General features: G+C 41.5%; 21 protein-coding genes and 2 pseudogenes. 3 read left to right on the top strand and 20 right to left on the bottom strand.

Translation table 11 applies throughout. The annotated features are described in order from the left end of the window. Positions 1-55 precede the first annotated feature (55 nt). The 3 genes and pseudogenes from EXE09_RS02405 to EXE09_RS02395 form a co-directional block, all read left to right on the top strand. On the top strand, positions 56-1,027 hold the full coding sequence (locus EXE09_RS02405) for an aliphatic sulfonate ABC transporter substrate-binding protein (RefSeq protein ID WP_130116218.1): 972 nt from the start codon (positions 56-58) through the stop codon (positions 1,025-1,027). Then, entirely contained in the window at positions 1,027-1,842 is an 816-nt protein-coding gene (locus tag EXE09_RS02400; protein WP_087552735.1) for an ABC transporter permease, read from the top strand. Before EXE09_RS02405 ends, EXE09_RS02400 begins: the two co-directional genes overlap by 1 nt. A 112-nt stretch (positions 1,843-1,954) precedes the next feature. Then, a pseudogene (locus EXE09_RS02395) lies at positions 1,955-2,737 on the top strand (bestrophin family protein); the annotation flags it as partial. 148 nt (positions 2,738-2,885) lie between these two features. Here EXE09_RS02395 and EXE09_RS02390 read toward each other — a convergent pair. The 20 genes and pseudogenes from EXE09_RS02390 to EXE09_RS02300 all read right to left on the bottom strand — a co-directional run bounded on the left by EXE09_RS02390 (position 2,886) and on the right by EXE09_RS02300 (position 20,558). Beyond that, a complete protein-coding gene (locus EXE09_RS02390; RefSeq protein ID WP_130116216.1) occupies positions 2,886-3,665 on the bottom strand; it encodes a phage baseplate protein in 780 nt (259 codons plus the stop codon). A 716-nt stretch (positions 3,666-4,381) separates the two neighbouring features. Further along, positions 4,382-4,900 (bottom strand): annotated as a pseudogene (locus EXE09_RS18695) (hypothetical protein); the annotation flags it as partial. After that, positions 4,900-5,946: a baseplate J/gp47 family protein gene (locus EXE09_RS02380; protein ID WP_130116215.1), complete on the bottom strand. Its 1,047-nt coding sequence runs from the start codon at positions 5,944-5,946 to the stop codon at positions 4,900-4,902. The gene EXE09_RS02380 and the pseudogene EXE09_RS18695, both read right to left, overlap by 1 nt. Position 5,947: 1 nt before the next feature. Further along, positions 5,948-6,310: a phage GP46 family protein gene (locus EXE09_RS02375; protein WP_130116214.1), complete on the bottom strand. Its 363-nt coding sequence runs from the start codon at positions 6,308-6,310 to the stop codon at positions 5,948-5,950. Positions 6,311-6,313: 3 nt separating this feature from the next. Continuing rightward, positions 6,314-6,814, bottom strand: a complete 501-nt coding sequence (locus EXE09_RS02370; protein ID WP_130116213.1) for a phage baseplate assembly protein domain-containing protein — start codon at positions 6,812-6,814, stop codon at positions 6,314-6,316. Then, positions 6,811-7,890 (bottom strand): phage baseplate assembly protein, encoded by a 1,080-nt coding sequence (locus EXE09_RS02365; RefSeq protein ID WP_130116212.1) that lies wholly within the window; start codon positions 7,888-7,890, stop codon positions 6,811-6,813. Before EXE09_RS02365 ends, EXE09_RS02370 begins: the two co-directional genes overlap by 4 nt. Continuing rightward, a complete protein-coding gene (locus EXE09_RS02360) occupies positions 7,880-9,085 on the bottom strand; it encodes a DNA circularization protein (protein WP_130116211.1) in 1,206 nt (401 codons plus the stop codon). Before EXE09_RS02360 ends, EXE09_RS02365 begins: the two co-directional genes overlap by 11 nt. 73 nt (positions 9,086-9,158) lie before the next feature. After that, positions 9,159-11,423: a phage tail tape measure protein gene (locus tag EXE09_RS02355; RefSeq protein ID WP_130116210.1), complete on the bottom strand. Its 2,265-nt coding sequence runs from the start codon at positions 11,421-11,423 to the stop codon at positions 9,159-9,161. 3 nt (positions 11,424-11,426) lie between these two features. After that, complete coding sequence (locus tag EXE09_RS19130; protein WP_265936883.1) at positions 11,427-11,558, bottom strand: hypothetical protein; 132 nt, start codon at positions 11,556-11,558, stop codon at positions 11,427-11,429. Between the two features lie 89 nt (positions 11,559-11,647). Continuing rightward, positions 11,648-11,950: a hypothetical protein gene (locus EXE09_RS02350; RefSeq protein WP_087554304.1), complete on the bottom strand. Its 303-nt coding sequence runs from the start codon at positions 11,948-11,950 to the stop codon at positions 11,648-11,650. A gap of 18 nt (positions 11,951-11,968) precedes the next feature. Continuing rightward, the gene (locus EXE09_RS02345) at positions 11,969-12,346 is read right to left on the bottom strand and encodes a hypothetical protein (protein WP_130116209.1); all 378 of its coding nucleotides are present in this window, start codon (positions 12,344-12,346) and stop codon (positions 11,969-11,971) included. 134 nt (positions 12,347-12,480) lie between these two features. Beyond that, complete coding sequence (locus EXE09_RS02340; protein ID WP_165382027.1) at positions 12,481-13,284, bottom strand: phage tail protein; 804 nt, start codon at positions 13,282-13,284, stop codon at positions 12,481-12,483. A gap of 299 nt (positions 13,285-13,583) precedes the next feature. After that, positions 13,584-14,186, bottom strand: coding sequence for a phage protein Gp37 (locus EXE09_RS02335; RefSeq protein ID WP_130116208.1), 603 nt, complete (start codon positions 14,184-14,186; stop codon positions 13,584-13,586). Further along, positions 14,186-14,614: a gp436 family protein gene (locus tag EXE09_RS02330; RefSeq protein ID WP_130116207.1), complete on the bottom strand. Its 429-nt coding sequence runs from the start codon at positions 14,612-14,614 to the stop codon at positions 14,186-14,188. The genes EXE09_RS02335 and EXE09_RS02330 overlap by 1 nt, the downstream gene beginning before the upstream one ends. 3 nt (positions 14,615-14,617) lie before the next feature. After that, a complete protein-coding gene (locus tag EXE09_RS02325; RefSeq protein ID WP_130116206.1) occupies positions 14,618-15,544 on the bottom strand; it encodes a Mu-like prophage major head subunit gpT family protein in 927 nt (308 codons plus the stop codon). Continuing rightward, positions 15,544-15,966 (bottom strand): hypothetical protein, encoded by a 423-nt coding sequence (locus EXE09_RS02320; protein WP_130116205.1) that lies wholly within the window; start codon positions 15,964-15,966, stop codon positions 15,544-15,546. The genes EXE09_RS02325 and EXE09_RS02320 overlap by 1 nt, the downstream gene beginning before the upstream one ends. A 12-nt stretch (positions 15,967-15,978) precedes the next feature. Next, positions 15,979-17,046: a phage protease gene (locus tag EXE09_RS02315; protein WP_130116204.1), complete on the bottom strand. Its 1,068-nt coding sequence runs from the start codon at positions 17,044-17,046 to the stop codon at positions 15,979-15,981. Positions 17,047-17,112: 66 nt separating this feature from the next. Beyond that, the gene (locus EXE09_RS02310) at positions 17,113-17,652 is read right to left on the bottom strand and encodes a phage virion morphogenesis protein (protein ID WP_228257137.1); all 540 of its coding nucleotides are present in this window, start codon (positions 17,650-17,652) and stop codon (positions 17,113-17,115) included. 16 nt (positions 17,653-17,668) lie between these two features. Continuing rightward, on the bottom strand, positions 17,669-18,979 hold the full coding sequence (locus EXE09_RS02305) for a phage minor head protein (RefSeq protein ID WP_130116202.1): 1,311 nt from the start codon (positions 18,977-18,979) through the stop codon (positions 17,669-17,671). After that, positions 18,972-20,558, bottom strand: a complete 1,587-nt coding sequence (locus EXE09_RS02300) for a DUF935 domain-containing protein (RefSeq protein ID WP_130116201.1) — start codon at positions 20,556-20,558, stop codon at positions 18,972-18,974. Before EXE09_RS02300 ends, EXE09_RS02305 begins: the two co-directional genes overlap by 8 nt. Positions 20,559-20,657: the final 99 nt, after the last annotated feature.

Below are 20,657 nucleotides of genomic sequence, written 5' to 3'. Positions count from 1 at the left end.
TCGTAAAAACTATACATATCTATTCTGTTTTCTCTTTGAATTTTATGGAGTATTTATGAAATCTTTCGGCAAAAAATTGACAACGCTTGTTTCAGGTCTGACTCTTAGCTTGACAGCCACCTCATCATTCGCAGCCATTCCTACAACATTAAAACTTGACTATGCTTACTACGCACCAACAAGTTTAGTCGTCAAAGAGCAAAAACTGTTAGAAAAAGCTTTACCTAAAACAGAGGTCAAATGGGTCTTTAGCCAAGGCAGTAACCGTTCACTTGAATATCTAAATAGTGGCAGTATAGACTTTGCCTCAACAGCCGGACTAGCTGCAGTATTAAGTCGTGCCAATGGAAGCCCAATCAAAACCGTTTATATTCAAAGTCAACCAGAATGGACAGCATTAGTCGTTGCTAAAAATTCAACGATCAAAACTTTAAAAGATTTAAAAGGGAAGAAAATTGCGGCAACCAAAGGAACAGATCCGTTCCTTTTCACGCTTCAAGCACTTGAAACAGTTAATTTAAACAAACGAGATGTTCAACTTGTTCATTTACAGCATCCAGATGGCAAAACTGCATTAGAACGTGGACAAGTCGATGCTTGGGCAGGTCTTGACCCACTTATGGCTTCAGCCCAATTACAATCAGGTGCTAAACTTCTTTATCGTAATATTTCATTTAATAGCTATAGTGTTTTAAGTGTAAAAGATCAATTTGCAATTCAAAGTCCTGAAGCTATTGATGCCGTCATAAAAGCTTATGAACAAGCACGTAAATGGGCAAAAGCAAATCCTGACAAACTTGCCGAACTTTTAGCGCGTGAAGCAAAATTACCACTCGAAGTTGCAAAACTTCAACTCAGCCGAACCAACCTCGATCAGAATATTCCAACAGCGAAACATTTAAATGCGCTGAAAAAAGCAGGAACAATTTTGAATGAAGAAGAATTAGTCCGCAAAGGCACCAATGTCAACCAAGTAATTGATCAATTATTTGATAGTAAATATGCGCAAAAGGTTGTTGGGAAATAATGAATAAAATTTCGGCTTCAGCAGTCAATACAATTGCACCTACGGCTGTCAAAAAAGTTGTTATAAAAGCCAAGCTCATTAAATGGTTAAAAGCAATAACCATCCCAGTTTTGTTCATTTTACTCTGTGAATATTTTGTTCGTGCTGGTTGGGTTGAACCATATCTTCTTCCAGCACCGAGTAGCTTATTTGAATCTTTTAAAGATCTAGTCAATGGCGATTTATTCACGCATGTATATACCAGTACATGGCGAGTTTTTTTCGGTTTTTTTGTGGGTAGTGCTCTTGGACTGATTATTGCAATTGCGGTGGGTTTGAATCAACACATTGAAGAATTTTTAGAGCCAACATTCTCAGCGATCAAATCCATTCCGAGTCTTGCATGGATTCCTCTATTACTGTTATGGCTAGGAATTGATGAAGCTTCTAAAATTACTTTAATTGCGATTGGGGCTTTCTTTCCAACTTATACCAATACTGTTTCAGCCATTCATGGTGTAGATAAAAAATTACTGGAAGTCGCCAAAGTCTATCGCTTGAATTATTTACAAACTATTTTTCAAATCGTACTCCCTGCTGCTTCACCAGGAGTTTTAGTGGGTTTAAGAAATAGCTTAAGTTTGGCTTGGATGTTTATGATCGCTGCTGAATTAATCGCTGCCACACAAGGCATAGGTTATTTACTGAGTGATGGTCGTGAAACCTCCCGACCAGATATAGTGATTATTGCAATCATTTTATTGGCAGTACTGGGCAAATTGACCGATACGCTGATGAAATGGATTGAAAACTGGTTTTTACGCTGGCGAACCTAAATCATGAAGAAATACGGCTTTTACTCAGCCGTATTTTTTATTTTCCTATTTGAAACTTGCATTTATAGTTTTGTCTATGAAACACTGACAAAGTTATATGTAGGTAAACAGTATGATCATTCGAGATAAAAGTAATAGCTTTGCCCTGCTATTTGCATGGCATGGCACGATTCTTCCTAAAGTATTACCTGCCTTAAGTATAGTCGTACTGATCTCGACGATCATCGTGTATTTATCCTCACAGCATTATTTTACGTTTCCTGCTGTACCTGCGATTGGTTTCACTGTTTTTGGGATTATTTTGTCAATATTTATGAGCTTTAGAAATACGGCATGTTATGATCGCTGGTGGGAAGGACGTAAACTGTGGGGCGCTTTAATCGCCACTTCTCGCCATATTTCACGTGATAGTCATGTCTTGAATGATAATGAACGCAGAATCATGATGTATCGTGTAATGCTATTTACAGGTTTACTGCGCAATCGACTTAGAAATAGTTCACAATCTATTGAATATTATCGTGATAAAGTCAATTTCAATGAACGACAATTCAATGCATTATCTACACACATCAATGCATCACAATATGTTTTAGAAGAAATCCAAAAATCATTGGTACAATCCCTAAAATCAGGTGAAATTTCCGACATTATTTATCAAGGATTGAATCATCACATTGTAGAACTTGGCGCAATCCAAGCAGGCTGTGACCGTATTTTAAGTACACCTTTGCCTTATTCTTATTCAGTTTTATTGCATCGTACTGTGTATTGTTTTTGCCTGATTCTTCCTTTTAGTTTGGAATCAAGTTTAGGAGTTTGGACACCTGTGATTGTCAGTTTGATTGCTTACTTATTTTTAGGATTGGATGCTTTAAGTGCTGAACTTGAAGAACTGATGCGCGCCGAGATAATTTAGGGATTTTTTTGAGATAATTACATTATTTTTTCATTTCATAGAATGCAATATCTTTTCACTTTACGCATGATTTATATTTACACGTTATTCTGCACTAAAATCAATGTGCAGAATAACGAATGAATTAAGCAATTCGAACCCAACGGTTAACGACGATCGATGGCTGGACAATACTAAACATTTCACCTTGACCTACACTTTGTTCTGCTGCATCTTCCCAAGCTTTCGCTGTTAAACTTGACACAGCCATCTCCATCTCAATTTTTGAGTTATCATTTTCAGATGAAGTTAATCCACCATATCCCTCATTTTTATCATATACAGTAGACCTTACATCCTGAGCTAACGCAGCAAACTTATTGAATTTGTCCGTTTTACTGTGTTTATGGGGAGGCAGGTTTTCAACCTCTAAACTTTGGTTAAATGTACCACCGAATCCATTGACATTTTTAGTCCAACTTGGTGCTGTTGGATCACTATCAACTATTAGACCAACACTGACTCGACCTTCACCGTGTCGTATCCATGTCGTACCTACAAAGCGTACATTTGGGTTAATATTTTGGATACCGAAATCAACGATTGTTCCGACTGGATAAAAGTAATCAACCGAGTTCTCAACAAAACTTTCAAGCTGAATGACTCGTTGTTTAAGATCATCTGATGCATTACTTGCTTGTTGACTAATCTGTTTCAAAACAGCAAGTAATTGAGTGTTATCAGTAGGATCAAGTGATTTTGAAAATCCTTCTATTGCATTTGCTAATTCCTCTTGAATTGTATTCATAAAAGGTGGAGTTAAATAAGTTGCGTCCTGACCACTCAAATCAGCATTATCATGAAAGCCATTTTTACCTTGACCATTTTGATTCGCACGTGCGTTAACGCTATCAATTCTTTGCATGATGATAGTTCCTATTTTCTTAAGACTTTGTTTTGTTCAAATTGAGAGATGATATCTGTCAGTTTTACAAACTGTTTAGAGCTGTCTGAATTACAAATCGATTTTGCAACTGTTTCTAAAAAAGCTTCAGCGAGTAGTGATGTTGCTTGATTTGAAGATTGTGCGTTTGAAATGATTTTTTGAGCAACAACATAAAACTGAAGTGTTTTGCGAATCACATCGTGAGGATCGTATGTGGGATTAACAGCAGATGCAAGATCAATACGTCTATATCTAAAAACACATTGATTATTTGAAACATATTGAAAAGACCCCCAAGCCCCACTGTCTGAGGTAACCGTTGGATTTCTAGAAACTGCTATCATACAAGCTTCATATTGATCTGAAGAAGCTGTGTAATCTAGACCGCCTAACCACCAGATTAATTTAGGGTTATTTGGATTTTGAACTGTGTATACAATCTGATTATTAGCAACGTCCCAGACCCAATCAGTTACACCCGTCAACTCATTAGCTGCATCAATCACAGCTTGCCATTTTTGCATATCAACATCATGCATAGCCCTAACGACTGCTTCAGTTAAATTCAAATCAGCAAAGCCATCATAATAGTCACGTAAATTTGTTTTATACGCAGAGTAGTGTGCAATGCCGTTATTTACCCTAATGTTTGAACAATTGACGATCCATTCACCCCAAGGCATATCAATCATCCAGTCAACACGCAAATAAGCGGGCAAATAGTTTTCAATAATACATTCAATGTCAGCATTTACTGGATATTGCAGATGCAAACGTACTTTGTAGCGCAGTTGCTCCGTATTCACAGGTGCATTACACGGTGCAGTACATTGGATTGGCTTAAACTTAATAACATCAACCAATACAACACCAAAGATTGCCAAAAGTTGAGTTAAGTACTTCTTGTTATAGACATTTTGGTTATTTCGAACCCACTTTAAAATCTCAATGCGTTCAGCAAAAGTCCGAGTAACATTGGTTGAACATTTCAGTGGTAAACCGTACTCGTACTCAAACTCATCAATAAGTTCTTCAGGAATAGAATCAATCACTTTAAGTAAGCGATGAGCATCTAAGTCAGCTTGAGCTAAGAGCTTTGCATGTGCGTAGATGTCTTTTGCGACAACTGTATTTGGTGATTTGTCATAGCCTCCCTCGGGCAGTAATTGACGCAATACAGACGCATATAATTCAGTAACTTGCTCTAATGTCATCATGCTCGACTCACTGTTAAAGAACCAAGGCGAATCCAGTTTGTATACATCCAATTCACCACTGGAACAACGTTAGAACTGGGTGTTAATTTAACGTCAGTCACATATTGTAGGGCCATGATACGAGCTGTTAAAACGGCTGACTGATATTCTTCAGCTGGGGCAAGTTCTGCAAAATAATCACGAATCGTTGTTTCAACACTACTGAGATCAGAACTACTTCCTGACACTACAGCTGAGACATGTAAAAATTGTTCAGTTGGTGCATAAACACGCAGATCACCCCAAAATGCTTCTTCCGCATCTAAAAAATCTTGAGCCGTTTTGATTAAAGCCTGTGTGGGTAAAGTAGGTGGATTTCCAACAGCTGTGATTGCAGCATCTAACGACCCTAAACCACGACGCTTCGGATAAATATAAACGTGCTTAATACCTGTGATTTCTTTAAGTTTTGAGATTAAATCTGTGTTTCTATCACGATCTTTCCCAAGCTGTTTTCGTTCAAGCAGACGTGCGCGCCAGTCTTCAAGTTCTTCTTGATCTGAGCCACCTGAAATGGAAATAACAGTTGCTATACCAGCCAAGCCTGCAATCGGGCTTACAAACAATAATGTCGAACCTGAGAAATTCCACGAAGCGCCAACTTGATCTGCATTTACGCTAAGCACAGTAGCAACATTCGCTTTTAACTGAGTATCAGCAACAACACTCCAGTAATGACCTTTGCCGTCAGTTACTTTAGTTCCAGCAAGTACGGTTAAGTCAATATTTGATGTTGCTTGAGTCGTACCCGAAGCACGTGTACCGCCAAGTCGTGGAAGTCCAAGTTCTTCAGCATGAATATACAGATAAGGCTCATCCGCTGTTTGAATGAACAACTGACGCTGTATATAGTTTTGGTGTTGATATAAACCTTCCACAACCGCAGCTGTACCATCAGCTCGAATAGAAGCATCTGAATCAGCTGAAATCGTTAAGCCTGTTTTGTTGCGAATTTCTTGAACAATGACTAGATGCAGTTTTTGGAAAGTAGGAATCGAAAACATATTAACCTCCCACTGGGACAAAGTACTGAATAGTCTGCTTTTGACCAGTCAACGGGACTAAATCAATCACTAAATTCACTTGGCTTTTTTCACTTTGAATAGCATTTACAACAATGGATTGAAAACGCCCTGGTACTAAATCTAGAAGCGCTTCTTCAGCATATTGCTTTGCCAATAAAACATTACGTTTTAAATCTTTTGCACGTCTCAACAAGTACAAGCGACTACCAAGCTTTGGATTCGCCCAATATTTGCCACGATGAATATTCAATCGCTGGCAAACACATTGCACATCATCTTGACCAAATGCAGCATCAAGACTGAGTAATACATAATCTTTATTTTCTAAATTAATGATTCCCATGAATTACTCCATTTTCGATCCAGTTTGCGGACTATTGCCATGCACATGTCCGTTATAAATGACGCGCATCTGCGCCATTGAACTTGTTTTATCTGAGATATCAGCTTTAGATTTAATGTCTTTTTCAACGGTTAGACCGCCTTCAATAATTTCAACATCACCAACCATTTTTATGCCGTCTTTATGCAGTAACACTTGATGCCCAAATTGGTCATAAATACAGGTTTCACCTTCAGAGACATTAACAACGACTGGTGCGCCTGTTGTGGCAACCACGATTGATTTGGAAGTCTTTCCATTCAGCGGAATAACCACTACACGTGCGTCTTTTGGAATATGCGAATTGAATCCAACATGCTGATAAAGTTCTATATCTTGAAGCGTTTCATCTGTAAGACCAGTTAGCTGAAGGGTTTTAGAGCCACTACGAGCCACAATTCCCAAAAATGCTTGGCGGACTTGATTTAAACCTTTATTGATTTGAGTTTGCATTGCCTTGATCATTTGTGCTTCTCCTTATGAATTAAAGGTTGCGCCCAATCACTTTGGCGTTTTAAACGTAATTTAGTGGTTTTCCCTTGCTGACGTGAAAGTAGAAGTGTGCGACCATAAACTGCCCATTTTGCTGTAGCGTTAGAAATCACATTGGTTTCAACATTGACATGCCAAGATGGTGTCCAAATCTTTCCATCTACAGCCCAACCATCAAAAGTCGTTGAAAGGCTATAGGCTTCCAAATCATTGTCTTTTTTTATTTTTGCAAGTGCTGCCTCAGCTTCAGCTTTGGTTTCAACATCACCTAGAGTCACAATTTTTAAGCGATTAAATGCGTACTGCGTTTTTGTTTTTGACTCAGCCAAAATATGATTGCCTTTTCCATCTTGGCTTAATACTTTAATTTCACTGAAGACACCTGAAACGTCATTGTCATACTCCAAATCAAGTAAATTATTTGTGTTATCTAACGGCTTAATTAAACGTAGTGATGTCTGCACTTGGTAGGGATTTGCAAACGGATCGCCGACAACTAACGTGCCGTTTGGCTCTAACCAAACATGCTGTCCTGTAACCTGAGCTGCTTTAGCAATAGAGTCCCAAAGTGATTCACCAGGCTCTATTGAAATTTTATTCTTCAGCCATGCGTTATCTTGAACCTTTACACCATGAATGACTGATTTAAAGTCACCATCCCGAACAAATTTATTAATTAATTCTTCAAGTGTGATCTGACGACCATTAAAAATGGGTACTGAACAATCTATGAGCTGACCAACTAAGTCACGACCTGCAATCTGCAAACCATAACCATCTCGACTCACAGCTTCTGTCACGCGATCTGCAATAGATGTTAAAACCAGTTCATTGTTGTAATAAACTTTGATGTTTTTTGCGCCAGCGATGTCTTTAGGTAGTGTCAAGCTTTCTTGCTGAAAAAGTGTAAAACTCCAATTTTCAGCTGGCGTATCGATCTGACTATCAATTGAAATACTATCCCAACTTGAAATCGAATATCCGCCAATTTCTAAACGGATTTCATTCCCTTGGTTATCTTTTAGATTGTTTAAATGATTATTGGGCATAGATCGTTAACTCCATGCCAGGTAAAAGCAATGCTGGATTTTCTAAAGTTGGGTTTAGACGTTGGATTTCATTTGCACGGCTAAAATCACCATAGAGCTGGTGTGCTAACCAATGCAGGGTACAAGGCACAATAATCGTTGTTGTTGAAATCGGTGGACGAGTTTCAATGAGTTCTTGAATCTGTAAATGCACTTGATCTGCAACAGTTTTATAGACTGCTATTTGTGCAACACTGTTTGCTGAAGTTGTAATTAAACGCTCAGCATTGATTGAGTTTTGAATCACAATGCGATTTTGTTGACGAATCACAGCAAGATCAATTGGCGTTAGATTAATCTCTTTATTTACCGCCATATCACTTCTAACGCTTGCAACAATCTTTTGCGTTAGAGTTATCGTAGAAGCAACTTGGGTTGCGCGCCAAAGCTGTTCTAAAGCTTGTTGAGCTTGAGCTGTATTCAAGCTACTTGAAGAATTATCACTGGTGAAAAGCTTTTCAAAGCGTTGGATGCGGTTTGCCAAATCACGCCATTTTGATATTGCTGAAATACTCGTATCGAAAGTGACTAATTGAGACACATCATCAACCAATCCAACAATAAAATTGGCTGGTGAGAGTACGTTATCAATGGTGCTACGGATTAGACCTAAGCCTTCGCGGAATTTATTGACACCAGTGCGGATATTATTAACAAAGGTAAAAAATTCATTCTGATCAAGCTGTTCTAATTTTTTTAATGCCTTTTCTAAAGCCGAAGCTGGAACTTCAATAATATCTTCAGTTGCAATAGTTTCTTGAACTTGGATCGGGATAAAAAGTTCACGTTGTTTATCTTTGGCTTGGATGAATTTAATTTGAATTGTGCATGAGTCAAAGTTTTCAGCATTATGATCAACACTGTAATTCACAACATTAACTTGCTGAATACCATAGATCGGGTGGATTAATTCACCTGAGCCTGTTTCGAGCAAAGCTGCTTCAAGTGCATCTAACCACGTTTTATAGTCTTCACCTGAATAAACCGCATTGATTGAAATATCACGTGGGTTATTTCCCATGTCTTCAATGCTTGCATCATTCGAATATGGAGCTTGTTTAATACTGAGTGATTTAGATACAGCATCAGCTGTTGATGTACATTCGAATTGCACACCGCGAAAACTTGCATCTTGTAGTTCTTCAGCCCAGCTCATAAGAAAAAACCTCCATTAGAGGAGGTCATTATTCAAAATTCATCGTATTTATATCAGACGGAAAGGCTTCCTTTTAATTTGGCTTATACATCAGCAAAGCTGCGCCATGTCTTTTCTCTTCAGTAGCAGCATTTTTTGAGATATCTCCTAATAATCCTCCGCCACTCATTGTAGGGAAAGGGAGAGGTTTGTTTTGGCTGGTAACCGCAATTAATGAGTTTAATTTATTAATCATATCCGCACTTAACTTGTTACCTTGCTCTTGTTGCGCAAGCATTTGATCATACTTAGCTTGAGCCTCAATAGCAGCCTTAGCCTCATCATTACCAAAAGCAGCCAAAACATGAGCGATACCACTACCCAACTTATCATCAAAATCTTGCCCAGCTTCAGTATTCATATACATATTCCGAACACCAGTGCCTATGCCGTAACCAACCGCTCCAGCAACAGCAAACTGCCCACCGACACGAGCAATACCTGCCGCACCTCCAGCCGCACCCGAAACGCCAGCAACAGCTCCACCAACTTTACCCAACAACCCACCTTTACCTCCACCTAATGCTCCTCCTAAAGCGGCCCCACCAGCAGCACCCGCTAGAACAGTTAAAGCTCCAGTGGCTGCCAATGTTGCAGCTGTTAAACCTTGGTTGCCCTGCATAATAGAGACGAGATTCTTTTGAAACTCTCCAAGCTTTTCGCTGGCTGTATCATAAATTTTAATTTGAGCAAGAATAACTTCTTGTTGCCGAGCCGTAGCTTGAGCAAACTCATTCCCCCCCTTAATGTCAGAAATTCTATTTACAGAACCTTCAGCCTCCCAAGATTGATTGTAGATATCTTGGTAATCTCCATTTTTCATGCCTGTTACAATTGATGAGATTCCAGATAAAGATTGTTTATTATGAAAAATATCCCCAAATTCGCCCGTAATAACTAATTCAATCGCTTTTCTTAAATTCTCAGCTTGAGCTTCATCTTTGCTTTCGATTGCCTGATTAAGTTTAGCTGTTAAGTTATTGTATTCACTATTTTTTGATAATTGACGGTTCATTAAGTTTGCAATAGATGTTGTTGTATCTATACCTTTTAATGAATCATTAACTAAATACTGAGTTAGATCAAACTCTCTCGATCCTTTCTTTTTACCAGCTCGCGTGGGGTCACCAGCTTCCACAGTAATATTTTTTGCAATTGCATCTTTAAAATGCTTTTGACCTGTTAGACCATACAAATCTTCCATATTGGTCGAAGCCTCACCAGGTGTTCCTGTATATTTACGCGCAAGTTGCAAATGCGTAGTTACGGCATTTAAGCCTTGCTCACCTGAAAAGCCTGCCTGCTTAGCTACACCCAATAGAGCAGGAAGATGTTGAGCCATATCTCTTAATTCAAAGCCACCAGCAATACCAGATCCCATCATTCTATCTAGCGCTGCCTGTGTACGATCAGGTGCAACACCAAATTGCTTTGCTTGACCAGCGAGCCTCGCCATATCAGCTTCAGATGCATTTGACGCAAAAGAGGATTGGGCGATTGCAATAAGAGGTTTTTGAAGGTCAGAAACGGTTTCATAATTCCCTGAAGCACTTAAAATTTGAGCTGCCTCCGAAATACCCTCCACAGTGCCACGCCCCTGACGGACAGCATCCTTTGCATAACCCATTAACTGTTGATTGGCTGCCTTGGCTTGCTCATTAGTCATCCCCTTAAATCCACCAGTGATAGAGGTTGTTGCATCAAAAATACTGGCAGAAAAATTGCGACCATGATCTAAAGGTGATGCAGCAACATTTCTTGCAGCATAATAACCAGCCGTAGCAGCTCCAGCGATAGCCCCGCCACGCTGTAGGGTACTCATTCCACCAGAGCCACCAGTCTTTTGAATTTGCTGAATTTGTTTTTCAGTTGATACTGTTTTACCTAGCTCAGTATTGAGGGTTGCTACACGTGATTTCATGGAGGCGTATGCACGCTCCATATCTTTGGTTGTAACTAAGCCTTGCCGCTGTAGAATACTGAATTGAGCGTAAGTGTCCCGCGTCTTTTTAATCTCAGCATTAATCTGCTGTTCAGTTCTAATCCCTAACTTTCTTGCAGTATCTAAGGCTAGCGCTTCACGTTTTTGTGTTGTAAATGCTTGACCTTGTTTGCGAAGTTCATCCGATATTTTTTTGGCATTATTAATCTGACCTGCTTGAATAGGCACAAGCTTTTGTTGCTCAGTATTAATTCTTTGCACAGCGGTAACTTGCTCTGTAGTAATCCGCTTCAGCTCTTGACTGGCTTGCTGACCTTTGACTAGAAGGGTTAAGGAGACTACAGAGTTCTTGCTCATGGATTATGCCTTTGGTTGGGAGTGTCTACGCTTCGTTGCAACCTTGGTGGTTGTGGTTGATGTTTCAGTTTTTGGGCTTTGCTGTTTTTTCGGGTTTTTAGGACGAGTATTGTTTGGCCGCTCATCTACGAGCATGGCGATTGCCACATCGGTCGGAAGCTTTATAGCTTCAGAGTATGGAATACCTATAGCAAGAAGAGCGCGGATTAGCCGCGCTCCTTCCGTTACTCTTCGGCTTCTTCCTTTGCCTCAAGTTCTTTCAACTTTTTATTGAGGTATTCAAGGTTGGACTTAGAGGAGTGACCTAACATGTCATAAGTAATTTCATGTTCTTTACCATCTTCACCCACTAGCTTGGTCATGGCAGCAAGGTCTGCAATTGCGATATATTGACCTTCAATGCCTGATTGTGACTGCATATATTCAATAGCCGTCATTTGGCGCATGACAATTTTTTTGCTTGAAATCTCAGTCTGACCATCGAGTGCTTTTAGTGCAACAGGCAGTGTGCCTTCAACTTGAAACATATTGTTTTTCCTTATGGGTTATAGGTTTTCTTGGATATAGTTCAATGCAAAGCCTTCGAGATTTCGGCGAGTTTCACCTGCAACATCGTAAGAGTCACTAATGGTTTGTACGTTGAAATCAACATAAGTTTCACGAAAATCACCTGACTCAGATTCAATACTGAGGCGAGCATCCTCAACTTCAAGCCAATTAATTTGATCCTTACCATCAGGAATCACCACAGCAACAGTGAGTGCGTAAGTACGAAGCCCTTTTGATTTGAACTTCACTTCACGGGTTCGGTTCATCGTTGCGATTGGACGATTGCCTGTGGTTTTGGTGGCGCTAAATGATGCACAGTCATATTCATCACCGTTGACACCTAAAATAATAAAGCCAACTGCTTCTTCAGACATTTGTGTAGTCTCAATTTAATGTTGACTTATTTTTTCTCAATTTGTGGCTGGATATCAGACGGAAGGGCTTCCATTTAAATTAAAAAAAGACTGCGGATGCAGTCTTTTTAGGGTGATAACGCTAGCAATTAAAATCAATACACATTCAATGTCGTGGCAATCACATGCATACCACGCACCCAATGGCTTGGAATCTCTGCATTGGCACGGGTTTTATCATTACCATCTTGCGTTACAGTGAGCTGATCGGCTGTAGTAGTCACATTTTCAAGAATTTCTGCTTTTTCAAGCTTGATTGCCTCTGCCATAAACACTGAACGCAAATTACGACGCGCAGGGCCAGTATTTTTACGACGACGTTCTTTAGATGCCGCTGTACGCATCACAAGGCGAGTGTAGTCAATCACCAAGGCGCCATTGATATCCAGCATAATATCATCAGCCATACCTGAATCTGGATTTTTACGGAAAGTGGAAATTGCACGCACAATTTCGGGTGTACCATCCGCACCAGTTGCAATAACACAAACACCTGCTTTCAAAGCGCGTTCTTGACGCTCAAAAGTCAGCTTGTATTTATCCTCCACAGCCCCAACACCTTCGAGATTTACCCCATTAAACGGCAATGCAGGGTCATTCGAGTCAGCTAAAGCGGCTGCCATTGCTGCACCAATCTCTGCTTCTTGGCCTGTTGCACCGTGATAGCATACTGCGACAATGCGATAGCATGTTTCAACGGGTGCTTGGGCTGCAAATAGTGTTGCTGATTCAATATTAGAAAATGGTACAACCAAAATTGCTGGGCGTTGTTCAATAGCATCACTGACAAAATTCAAGTGATCCACCCAAGCCTCTGTATCATCACCCACAGAGGGCGCTTTATCTAACGCCAAAATCGTATGACCTAGCGGAGCAATAATTTCTGTGGTTTCATCCACATCAACTACTGGTGCTTGAGGGTCAGTGTGGTTCGTTACCAAAGTGATGGCCTGAACATCAACCAGACGGTTGGTCTTAACAGCCGCCTTAATCATACGACCAACAATGCTGTCCGCACCAATTTTAGTATCTGCGTCCGATACATCATAAATTGCTACGGGCTGATCCATAACTTTGGTATCTGCTGTAATAAACAATACTTTATGCGTATTTGCAGGTAAGCCAGTACGCTGAGTATTAATATTGACATTGGTATACATACCAGGGGTACGAATGCCTGCTTGAATAGACATAAAAATTATTCCTTCAGCTCGACCAGATCAGATTCAAATAATCCAAATTCTTTCGGGTCAAAATGGTAATTAATGTTGATTTTTTCCAGCCATGCTTCTTCAGCAGCCTCTTCGCGAACGCGGTCTGAAGCAGTAATGGTGTATGAGGTGGTAAATTCTTGCGCCAGCACACTTAAAGATTGGCTGCGGGTGGACGTATTAAAAATAGTTTTAACTCGACCCAGCTCCAAAGGTGCTAAACCTTTAAGCTCTTGACTTGATAGGTCATTGCCTGTCAGTAATTGCTGTACATTGTGTAGCATCTGAAATGTGCCAATATCTGCACCTGCACCATGTCGTTGTGACTCTTCATTACGTACAGAACGATTACCAACCAAAACCACAAAGGTCACTGGCATCTTGGTTTTGTTGGCACTGGTTTTTTCTGGGGTTTTACTACCATCAAACGTCACCCAAATCGCAGGAAAGGTTTTAATAATCACAGAAATATCATCATCAAACTCGCCGCCATAAGTTTTGATTTCACGAATCCAAGGCCATTTCTTGTCCTGAATTTGCTGCGCCATTTCATCCTTGATGGCTTGCTCAATGATAGATAAATTCAGCATCACCAACCCCCATTACCAAAATCACGACGCCCTACAGCAAAGACCACATTATTGGAGGATGTTTGCACTGGCTTTGATTCTCCAGCTGGAGAACTACCCAAGGTGAGCTCTCCTTTGGAAATCTTGGTTAAGGTTTTAATCGATGACTCATAACGACTCTTAATTGGATCGTTTTCAGAAAGATCACCTGTAACAGCGTAATAACGCGCTAAGTTACAGCCAATCTCAGTCAAAAATGGAGGGATAACCTGCAACGGCAGTGGATAGCGACTTCCCACATAGGCGTCAATTTCACTGTTTGCTTCATTCATGGCTGAATTTAGCTTATCCATGTTGATTTCACCCAAATAAGGCGGTTCGGTTTCAGTGAGCTGAATCAGCTCACGTTCACCAAATTTGAGTTTCATTGCCTTTACCGTTGCGTACATGGCTTATGCTCCCGTTGAACCCACAGCCATTTGCCACAAGCCGAAGCCAGCCGCGCCACGTGCTTCAGCACCAAACTTAAACTTCTTGCGCATAAACACAGCATCGCTTGAAGTATCGGTCTGCTGTACAAAAACAGGTTTTTTACGTGGCTGGAAGATGATTGGTTTGACAGCTTTACTTGCATCCAGTAAATGCCACTCCGTGTCTGTTTTAAGCCATCCCACAGCCAGCACTTTGGCAGTGCCTTTGTATGGATTTGGCTTACCATCTTCCAAACGATCCACGGTCATCAATGCGTTAGCAGCATCTTCCAATGCAAAAGGAACAACCAGTACACTTGGGGTCAAATTCAGTGGACGACCTTCATTGTCTTTCACGCTTCGCAGCATAGTGCGGGCTGTACCATAGCTGGCTTTAGCTTCAGCCAAGGTATCAATTTTTAAAGGTGCGCTTAAACGGTTGGAAACCAGTTTTTTTGATTTACCTTCACCCACTTCATGGTTGGTGGCGTAGAAGGTCTTGCCGTCATAGCAGACTTCATCAAAACCACCTGTCAGCGCAGCAAAAACCAAATCATCCGCCCATTGCTTGGATGATTCACCCGCCATTTGCGCTTGAGGTTTATAGATACCTAAGTTGTCATCTTCAATATCGTTGCGGTCAATTTCAACAGTAGCTTCAAAGTCATCATTCACAATGGTGTAGGCATGGCCTTTAAGCTGATTGACGACTTTGTCACCCAACCACTTACGCAGCTTGGGGAACTTTTCAATCCACGCATAAGTATTGGATGCACCATTACTTGGCACTTCCATTGCTACATCCGCCCACTGACTAGGCGCCGCTTCAAATGCACCGTCAAAGACTTTTTTAATACTGGTCGCAAGGGTATTCACCACATGCTGTGCATTTTTTTCATTAAAAATCATTATTCAATCTCCACCCATACATAAGCAGGGTTTTCTAAGTCAAATCCCATAAAATAACCCGCTACAGAGCGCGTGCCAGTTCCATCTGTTTTAGCAATGGTTTGATTGTCTTCTACATAAACCACAGCCCCAAGATCAGCTTGTGTGACAGGATCAGCAGTCGAGTTTCTCACCAAAAACTGCTGCTTGCGGCGTACACATGCCACTACTTCACCATCTACACCAGAGTTTTCAGCAGAGTGATCCCAAATACCGATACAGCTTTGATCTGCACCACCAACGTCTGCGGATGCCACAGCAAAGCCATTTGCATCTACAACAGCAAAAGTACCCTGAAGTACCAGCGCTAAAGCTGCCAAAGGCACAGGTATTAAAGACCCGCAACGCATTTCTGTGACGATCGCTTGTTCTGTTTTAGCCATAGTAAATTGTCCTTAAAGCCCAAATTGAGCGTCGATTGATGCTTGAACATCATCTACAGCTGGAGGTGTTTTAGTTTGACCACTGCCCAAGTCGATGTGCTGAGTTTGTTGTGAGGTCAGTGCTGCAATTTTTGGCAAAGCTTCGATTTGTGTTTTCACAAAGTCGGGGTTAGTTGCAGCCTGAGCTTTGTACCAGTCGATGGTTGCTTTACCTGTCAAACGACCATCACCACATGCAGCAACAATCAGATCATTAATTTCTTTGGCTTTAGCCGCAGCATCTGCATTGCCTGCTTTTTGAACCGCTTCTTGATAAACAGCCATCGGTACAAACTGGGTTGGATCGACAGCATTTGAGCTGTTGGCTGCAATTTTCAACTGATCAATAGCATTCAATGCGTCATAAAGAGTTTGACTATTGGCTGCCACAGCAACACCTGTTTTTTCTTTGATCTGCGTTTTAAGCTTATCTAACTCAGCAGTAATTTCTTCTGCGGTTGCTGACAGAGGCAAATTCAACATCCAACGCAGCTGTTCTAATAACTCTTCCATTGTGGAATCCTGTTGTGGTAAATCTTGGGAAAAAAGTTCCTGAGCCGCAGCAGCAAGTTTTGCTTCAGGCAGCTGATCTAATGCAGGGGTATTGGTCAAGGCAACATTGATTAAAGCCGTAATGTCGCCCGTCTTGGTGTACAAAAAGACTGGGGAAATGTATTTATATTCTTTGGCTTCTATATGCGTTTTAGCTTTATCGAGCCATTCAAAGTCAGTGCTACATAATCCAACTCCTTCAACATAGGTAAACCCCGCTGATTTCAGCCATCCCGCAGCAGGTGCAGATTCACCAGTGGTTTTTGATTTTAAAGTGGCGTGCTCATAATCAATGACCATGTCAATTTTGCGCTGATTCAAGGCCGCAGCCATTTGATGACCACGCTCAGGGCTGAGTGCCCAGTGAGGCGCATCATATGGACGTCCATCAATCTCACTACGAAAAACACCTTCAGGTATCAATACAAAGTGATCTGATAAATTTGATAAGTCGAATGAGCACGAAGCTGCGAGAAGATTCTTTTTCATGCAGTCAGATTAAAACCAACTGCATAAAAAGATCAGACGGAAGGACTTCCGATTATTTTTAGGAAATTAGAAGAATTTTTTCCAATAGAAATCGACGTCTTTGAAAATTTCGGTTTCCGCTTCAGGTTGTAAAAATCCATGTTCGTCCATCGGCATGTATGGACGGGGTTGAATCTTGATGTCGTGTGCACCCGTAACGCCCGATGTCGGGCCTGTAAAACTATTTTTGCTAAAACTGGCTAGACGAGCACCTTTTTGATAGCGCGTTCCACCAGGGTGTTTAATGGTTCCACCAAAATGCTGAATCGCTGCATAAGGCATATTACTGCCAATACTGGCACTATCCCGATCCGAACTGGATGTGATGCGTGATCTTAAAGCACCTGATAATTGCAGCACACCACCATAAGACAAGCCTCTACGCTGATAACTTTTGATTGTCGAAGGTTTACGCCCAGCCCAGGTGGGCCGACCTTGCGCTGCAAAGTTATCATCAACCACCGCCACAAAACTGCCCGCAATAGCCGCAGTCAGTGGTGAGGTATCCTGCATTGCTTCAGCGACTTGGTTTAATTTTGCGATTAGCTCAGGGCTTTGAATCTCCATAATGCTCATCATTCACCTATCGAACAGCTAAATATGTATTGGAATTCAGTCGATCCACCGCAGTACTACGCTCAACAACTGCAATATCTACAATTTGCATCACACCATTTTTGGATTGTACTGCGACCTGAACCACTTGATTTGCACTGTGTGACTCAACAGTAGGCAACCAATACAACAACTGGCTGTTTGCCTGATCCCAAAGCACACGCCATGATTGAGCAATGATGCCTGGTAAATCCACCCATTCAGCATCTGCTAAAATCGATCTTTTATCTAAAAACAGTTGGTCACCCAGGGTGATGATTGGGTTTTCAATAGCTTGCTTCTGAGCAGCCATAAATTGAATATCAGTCGCATGCATCACAGCAACTGTGCTGGTTTTATTCTGAAGTGGTGTATCACTCAGTGAGTTTTTGATAAACGCCTCGTGCGCCTTAAGGCGTGGACGAGACAACAACATTTGCTGAATTTGCTGAGTACCTTTGTCCACACCCACCAGATCTACAGCACGCTTACTGAGTTCAGCATCGAGCAAGTAGCTTGAAGCTGGATGGCTATTAAAACCCGGTGCTGGACTGAAGAAAGACTCAGAACCATCTTGCTGCTTAATGCGAATGCGGGTTTGCGTAGAAACAACATCCTGACCTGTAAAACTACTTTTCCCAATTATGACTTGATGATGCTCAATATCTTCAGGCTGGGTCTGAATCAAGTTTAAGTTTTGATCCTCAATATCACTTTCACGCCTTGCAATCACTTTGCATTTGCAGCCCCATTCCGTAGGTGGGTAAGCATACAGCCAGAATGGATCATCATAACGACGTGCTTCACCATTACGGGCTAAATGAATTTTACGGGGATTAGAAATTGAAATATGCACCCATACCCAAATTGGACGGGTCTCAACGGTTGCCATCATGGCCTTATATCGCCCAGCGGCAAGGCTCTTGTGCATATTGGTGTCAAAGATAGTTTTAAGGCGTCGAGGGCTACCCAACTGAACAGGTTGTTCAATACCCGCAGGATTGATTACGGTTTGTTTTCCCCACCAGCCCTTTTGCTGAAGTGTGGGGGTGATATTGGCTTTCCATTGTTCAAAGCCTTGACCTTGCTGCATCGCATCAATCAGAGATTTACGGATATCCTGAAGTAAATCAATGCGGGCCACCTTGGCAACCGTGAAAGCTCGACTGTGCGCCTCATTCAATGTTTCATGCCAATCCCAACCAATTTTAAAACCCTTGGCTTTCAGGTAGTCAATTGCATCCTGTGGGGGCATTTCAAACAATGCATTGAGTTCTGGGCGTTGTGGGGTTTTAGCCATTTTCCGCATCCACCTGGGCGCTTAAGCGTCCAAATACTTCTGCTGCAAAAATCAGCTGAGTCAGCTTTTCCTGAAGCACAGGTTCATCATCGGTTGGATATATCTCAGATAGAACCGCCAAGATTTCATTTTCATCTTGTCCAGCATTGATTTTCGCCATTAAATCATGCATCCAAAGTTCAGCAGTTTGCTGGGCTTCTTTGGCCTGATCTCGCAGCTGGAGTTGCACCGCTTGCTCATCCAGTGGAATATGCGCTGAATTGGCAGCCAGTAAATTCCCCAGTAGGTGCGGTTGCCAACTGTTCATTGCCAACTGTGGCGTCTGTGCTTGTACGCGGGTCAGAATCGCTTCCTTGTCATCCGTAGGCATTGGAATACCAGCCCGCTCATGCGCCCAGGTGAGTGGAATTTTCATGCCAGTATCCACCATTTCACCTAAAGATTTACTGAAGCTCTCAAGGTCTTCAGTATCAGAAGTGTCAAACCAAAATTTTGGATAGCGGTCAGGCGTAATATTTGGATGATTCAACTGCATCATTGCAGTAATCAAGCTGTCATTGATTGAGCGGGCCAATTGCTTGGCATCCGATTTATTAATCACATCAAACTGGTTTTCATGGGTCTGACTTTGTGCGTTGGTGCTAGTCTTGCCATCTGCTTGTGACAGCAATGTACCACCGACAATAATCTTAGACTGGGTTTGTTCACACCATTTCACCAAATTCATGTGATTGTTGGTATCGCCATCGGTGGCATCATCAAAATCAATTGACATGCCTTGGGGCACAATACCGCCAGCATTTCGACCAATGCTCATCACTGCACGCATCAGCGTCATTTTTTCAGCATCAGTTGCACCAGATGGGTACTTACCAATTTTTGAAGGTAAACCATAGGTTTCTAAAAACTCCATGATGTCCCTGACACCATAATTTTTAAACAGGAACGGCCAGGCTAAAACACGGAACAATCCTGAACGAGAGACATAACCCGACTTGGCTTTATGCCGATGAATAAACCAGCCAAAAGGCCAAAATTCTGCACCATCAGGTGAACCATCATTCAGGCGCAATTCATTTGGCTGGTTGTATGGCGTCATGATCAAGCGCGGTTGGGCGTGCTGAAAACTTTCAGGCAGCCAAAGACCGCCAAGTTGATGCCATTTGATTTCCTGAGCACTGTAGCCATGTCCCACGGCATCCATGGCTTCAAACAAAAACATTTCAAAATCTTCAATGTCATCCAGCCATTCATAAACCTCTTCAGCAATTTTCTTTTCTTGCTCAGAGGCATTCTTAGGTGGCTTGACTCCCCACGGCAGACCATTCACAGCTTGCTTACGCTTGGTCATCTCAGAAAAAATATGCCCATCACGCTCTTCCATGTCACAGAACAAATCAGCTTGGGCCTGTAGGTTGCCTTGCTCAGCATCCGTCAGCAGCAGATGCATACGCATAGGTGTCATCCCTACAACTGGGTGTTCTTGCCACTGGTTCGCCAACCAAGCAACTTCTGCGGTCTGTGAGGTCTCCAGTGCAGCGAGGTCTTGTTTCTTTTGAGAACGGTCTTTTTTAGCCATGATGAATGCAAATATAGAAAGTGGATTTTGCATCACGATAGACAATTTAAGCTGGATGAATCAGACGGAAGGACTTCCATTTATTTTTAGAATTTATAA

The organism is Acinetobacter sp. WCHAc060025, from assembly GCF_004209355.1.
In the GTDB taxonomy this organism is placed as follows: domain Bacteria; phylum Pseudomonadota; class Gammaproteobacteria; order Pseudomonadales; family Moraxellaceae; genus Acinetobacter; species Acinetobacter wuhouensis.
This window is presented reverse-complemented; position numbering and strand designations above follow the sequence as displayed.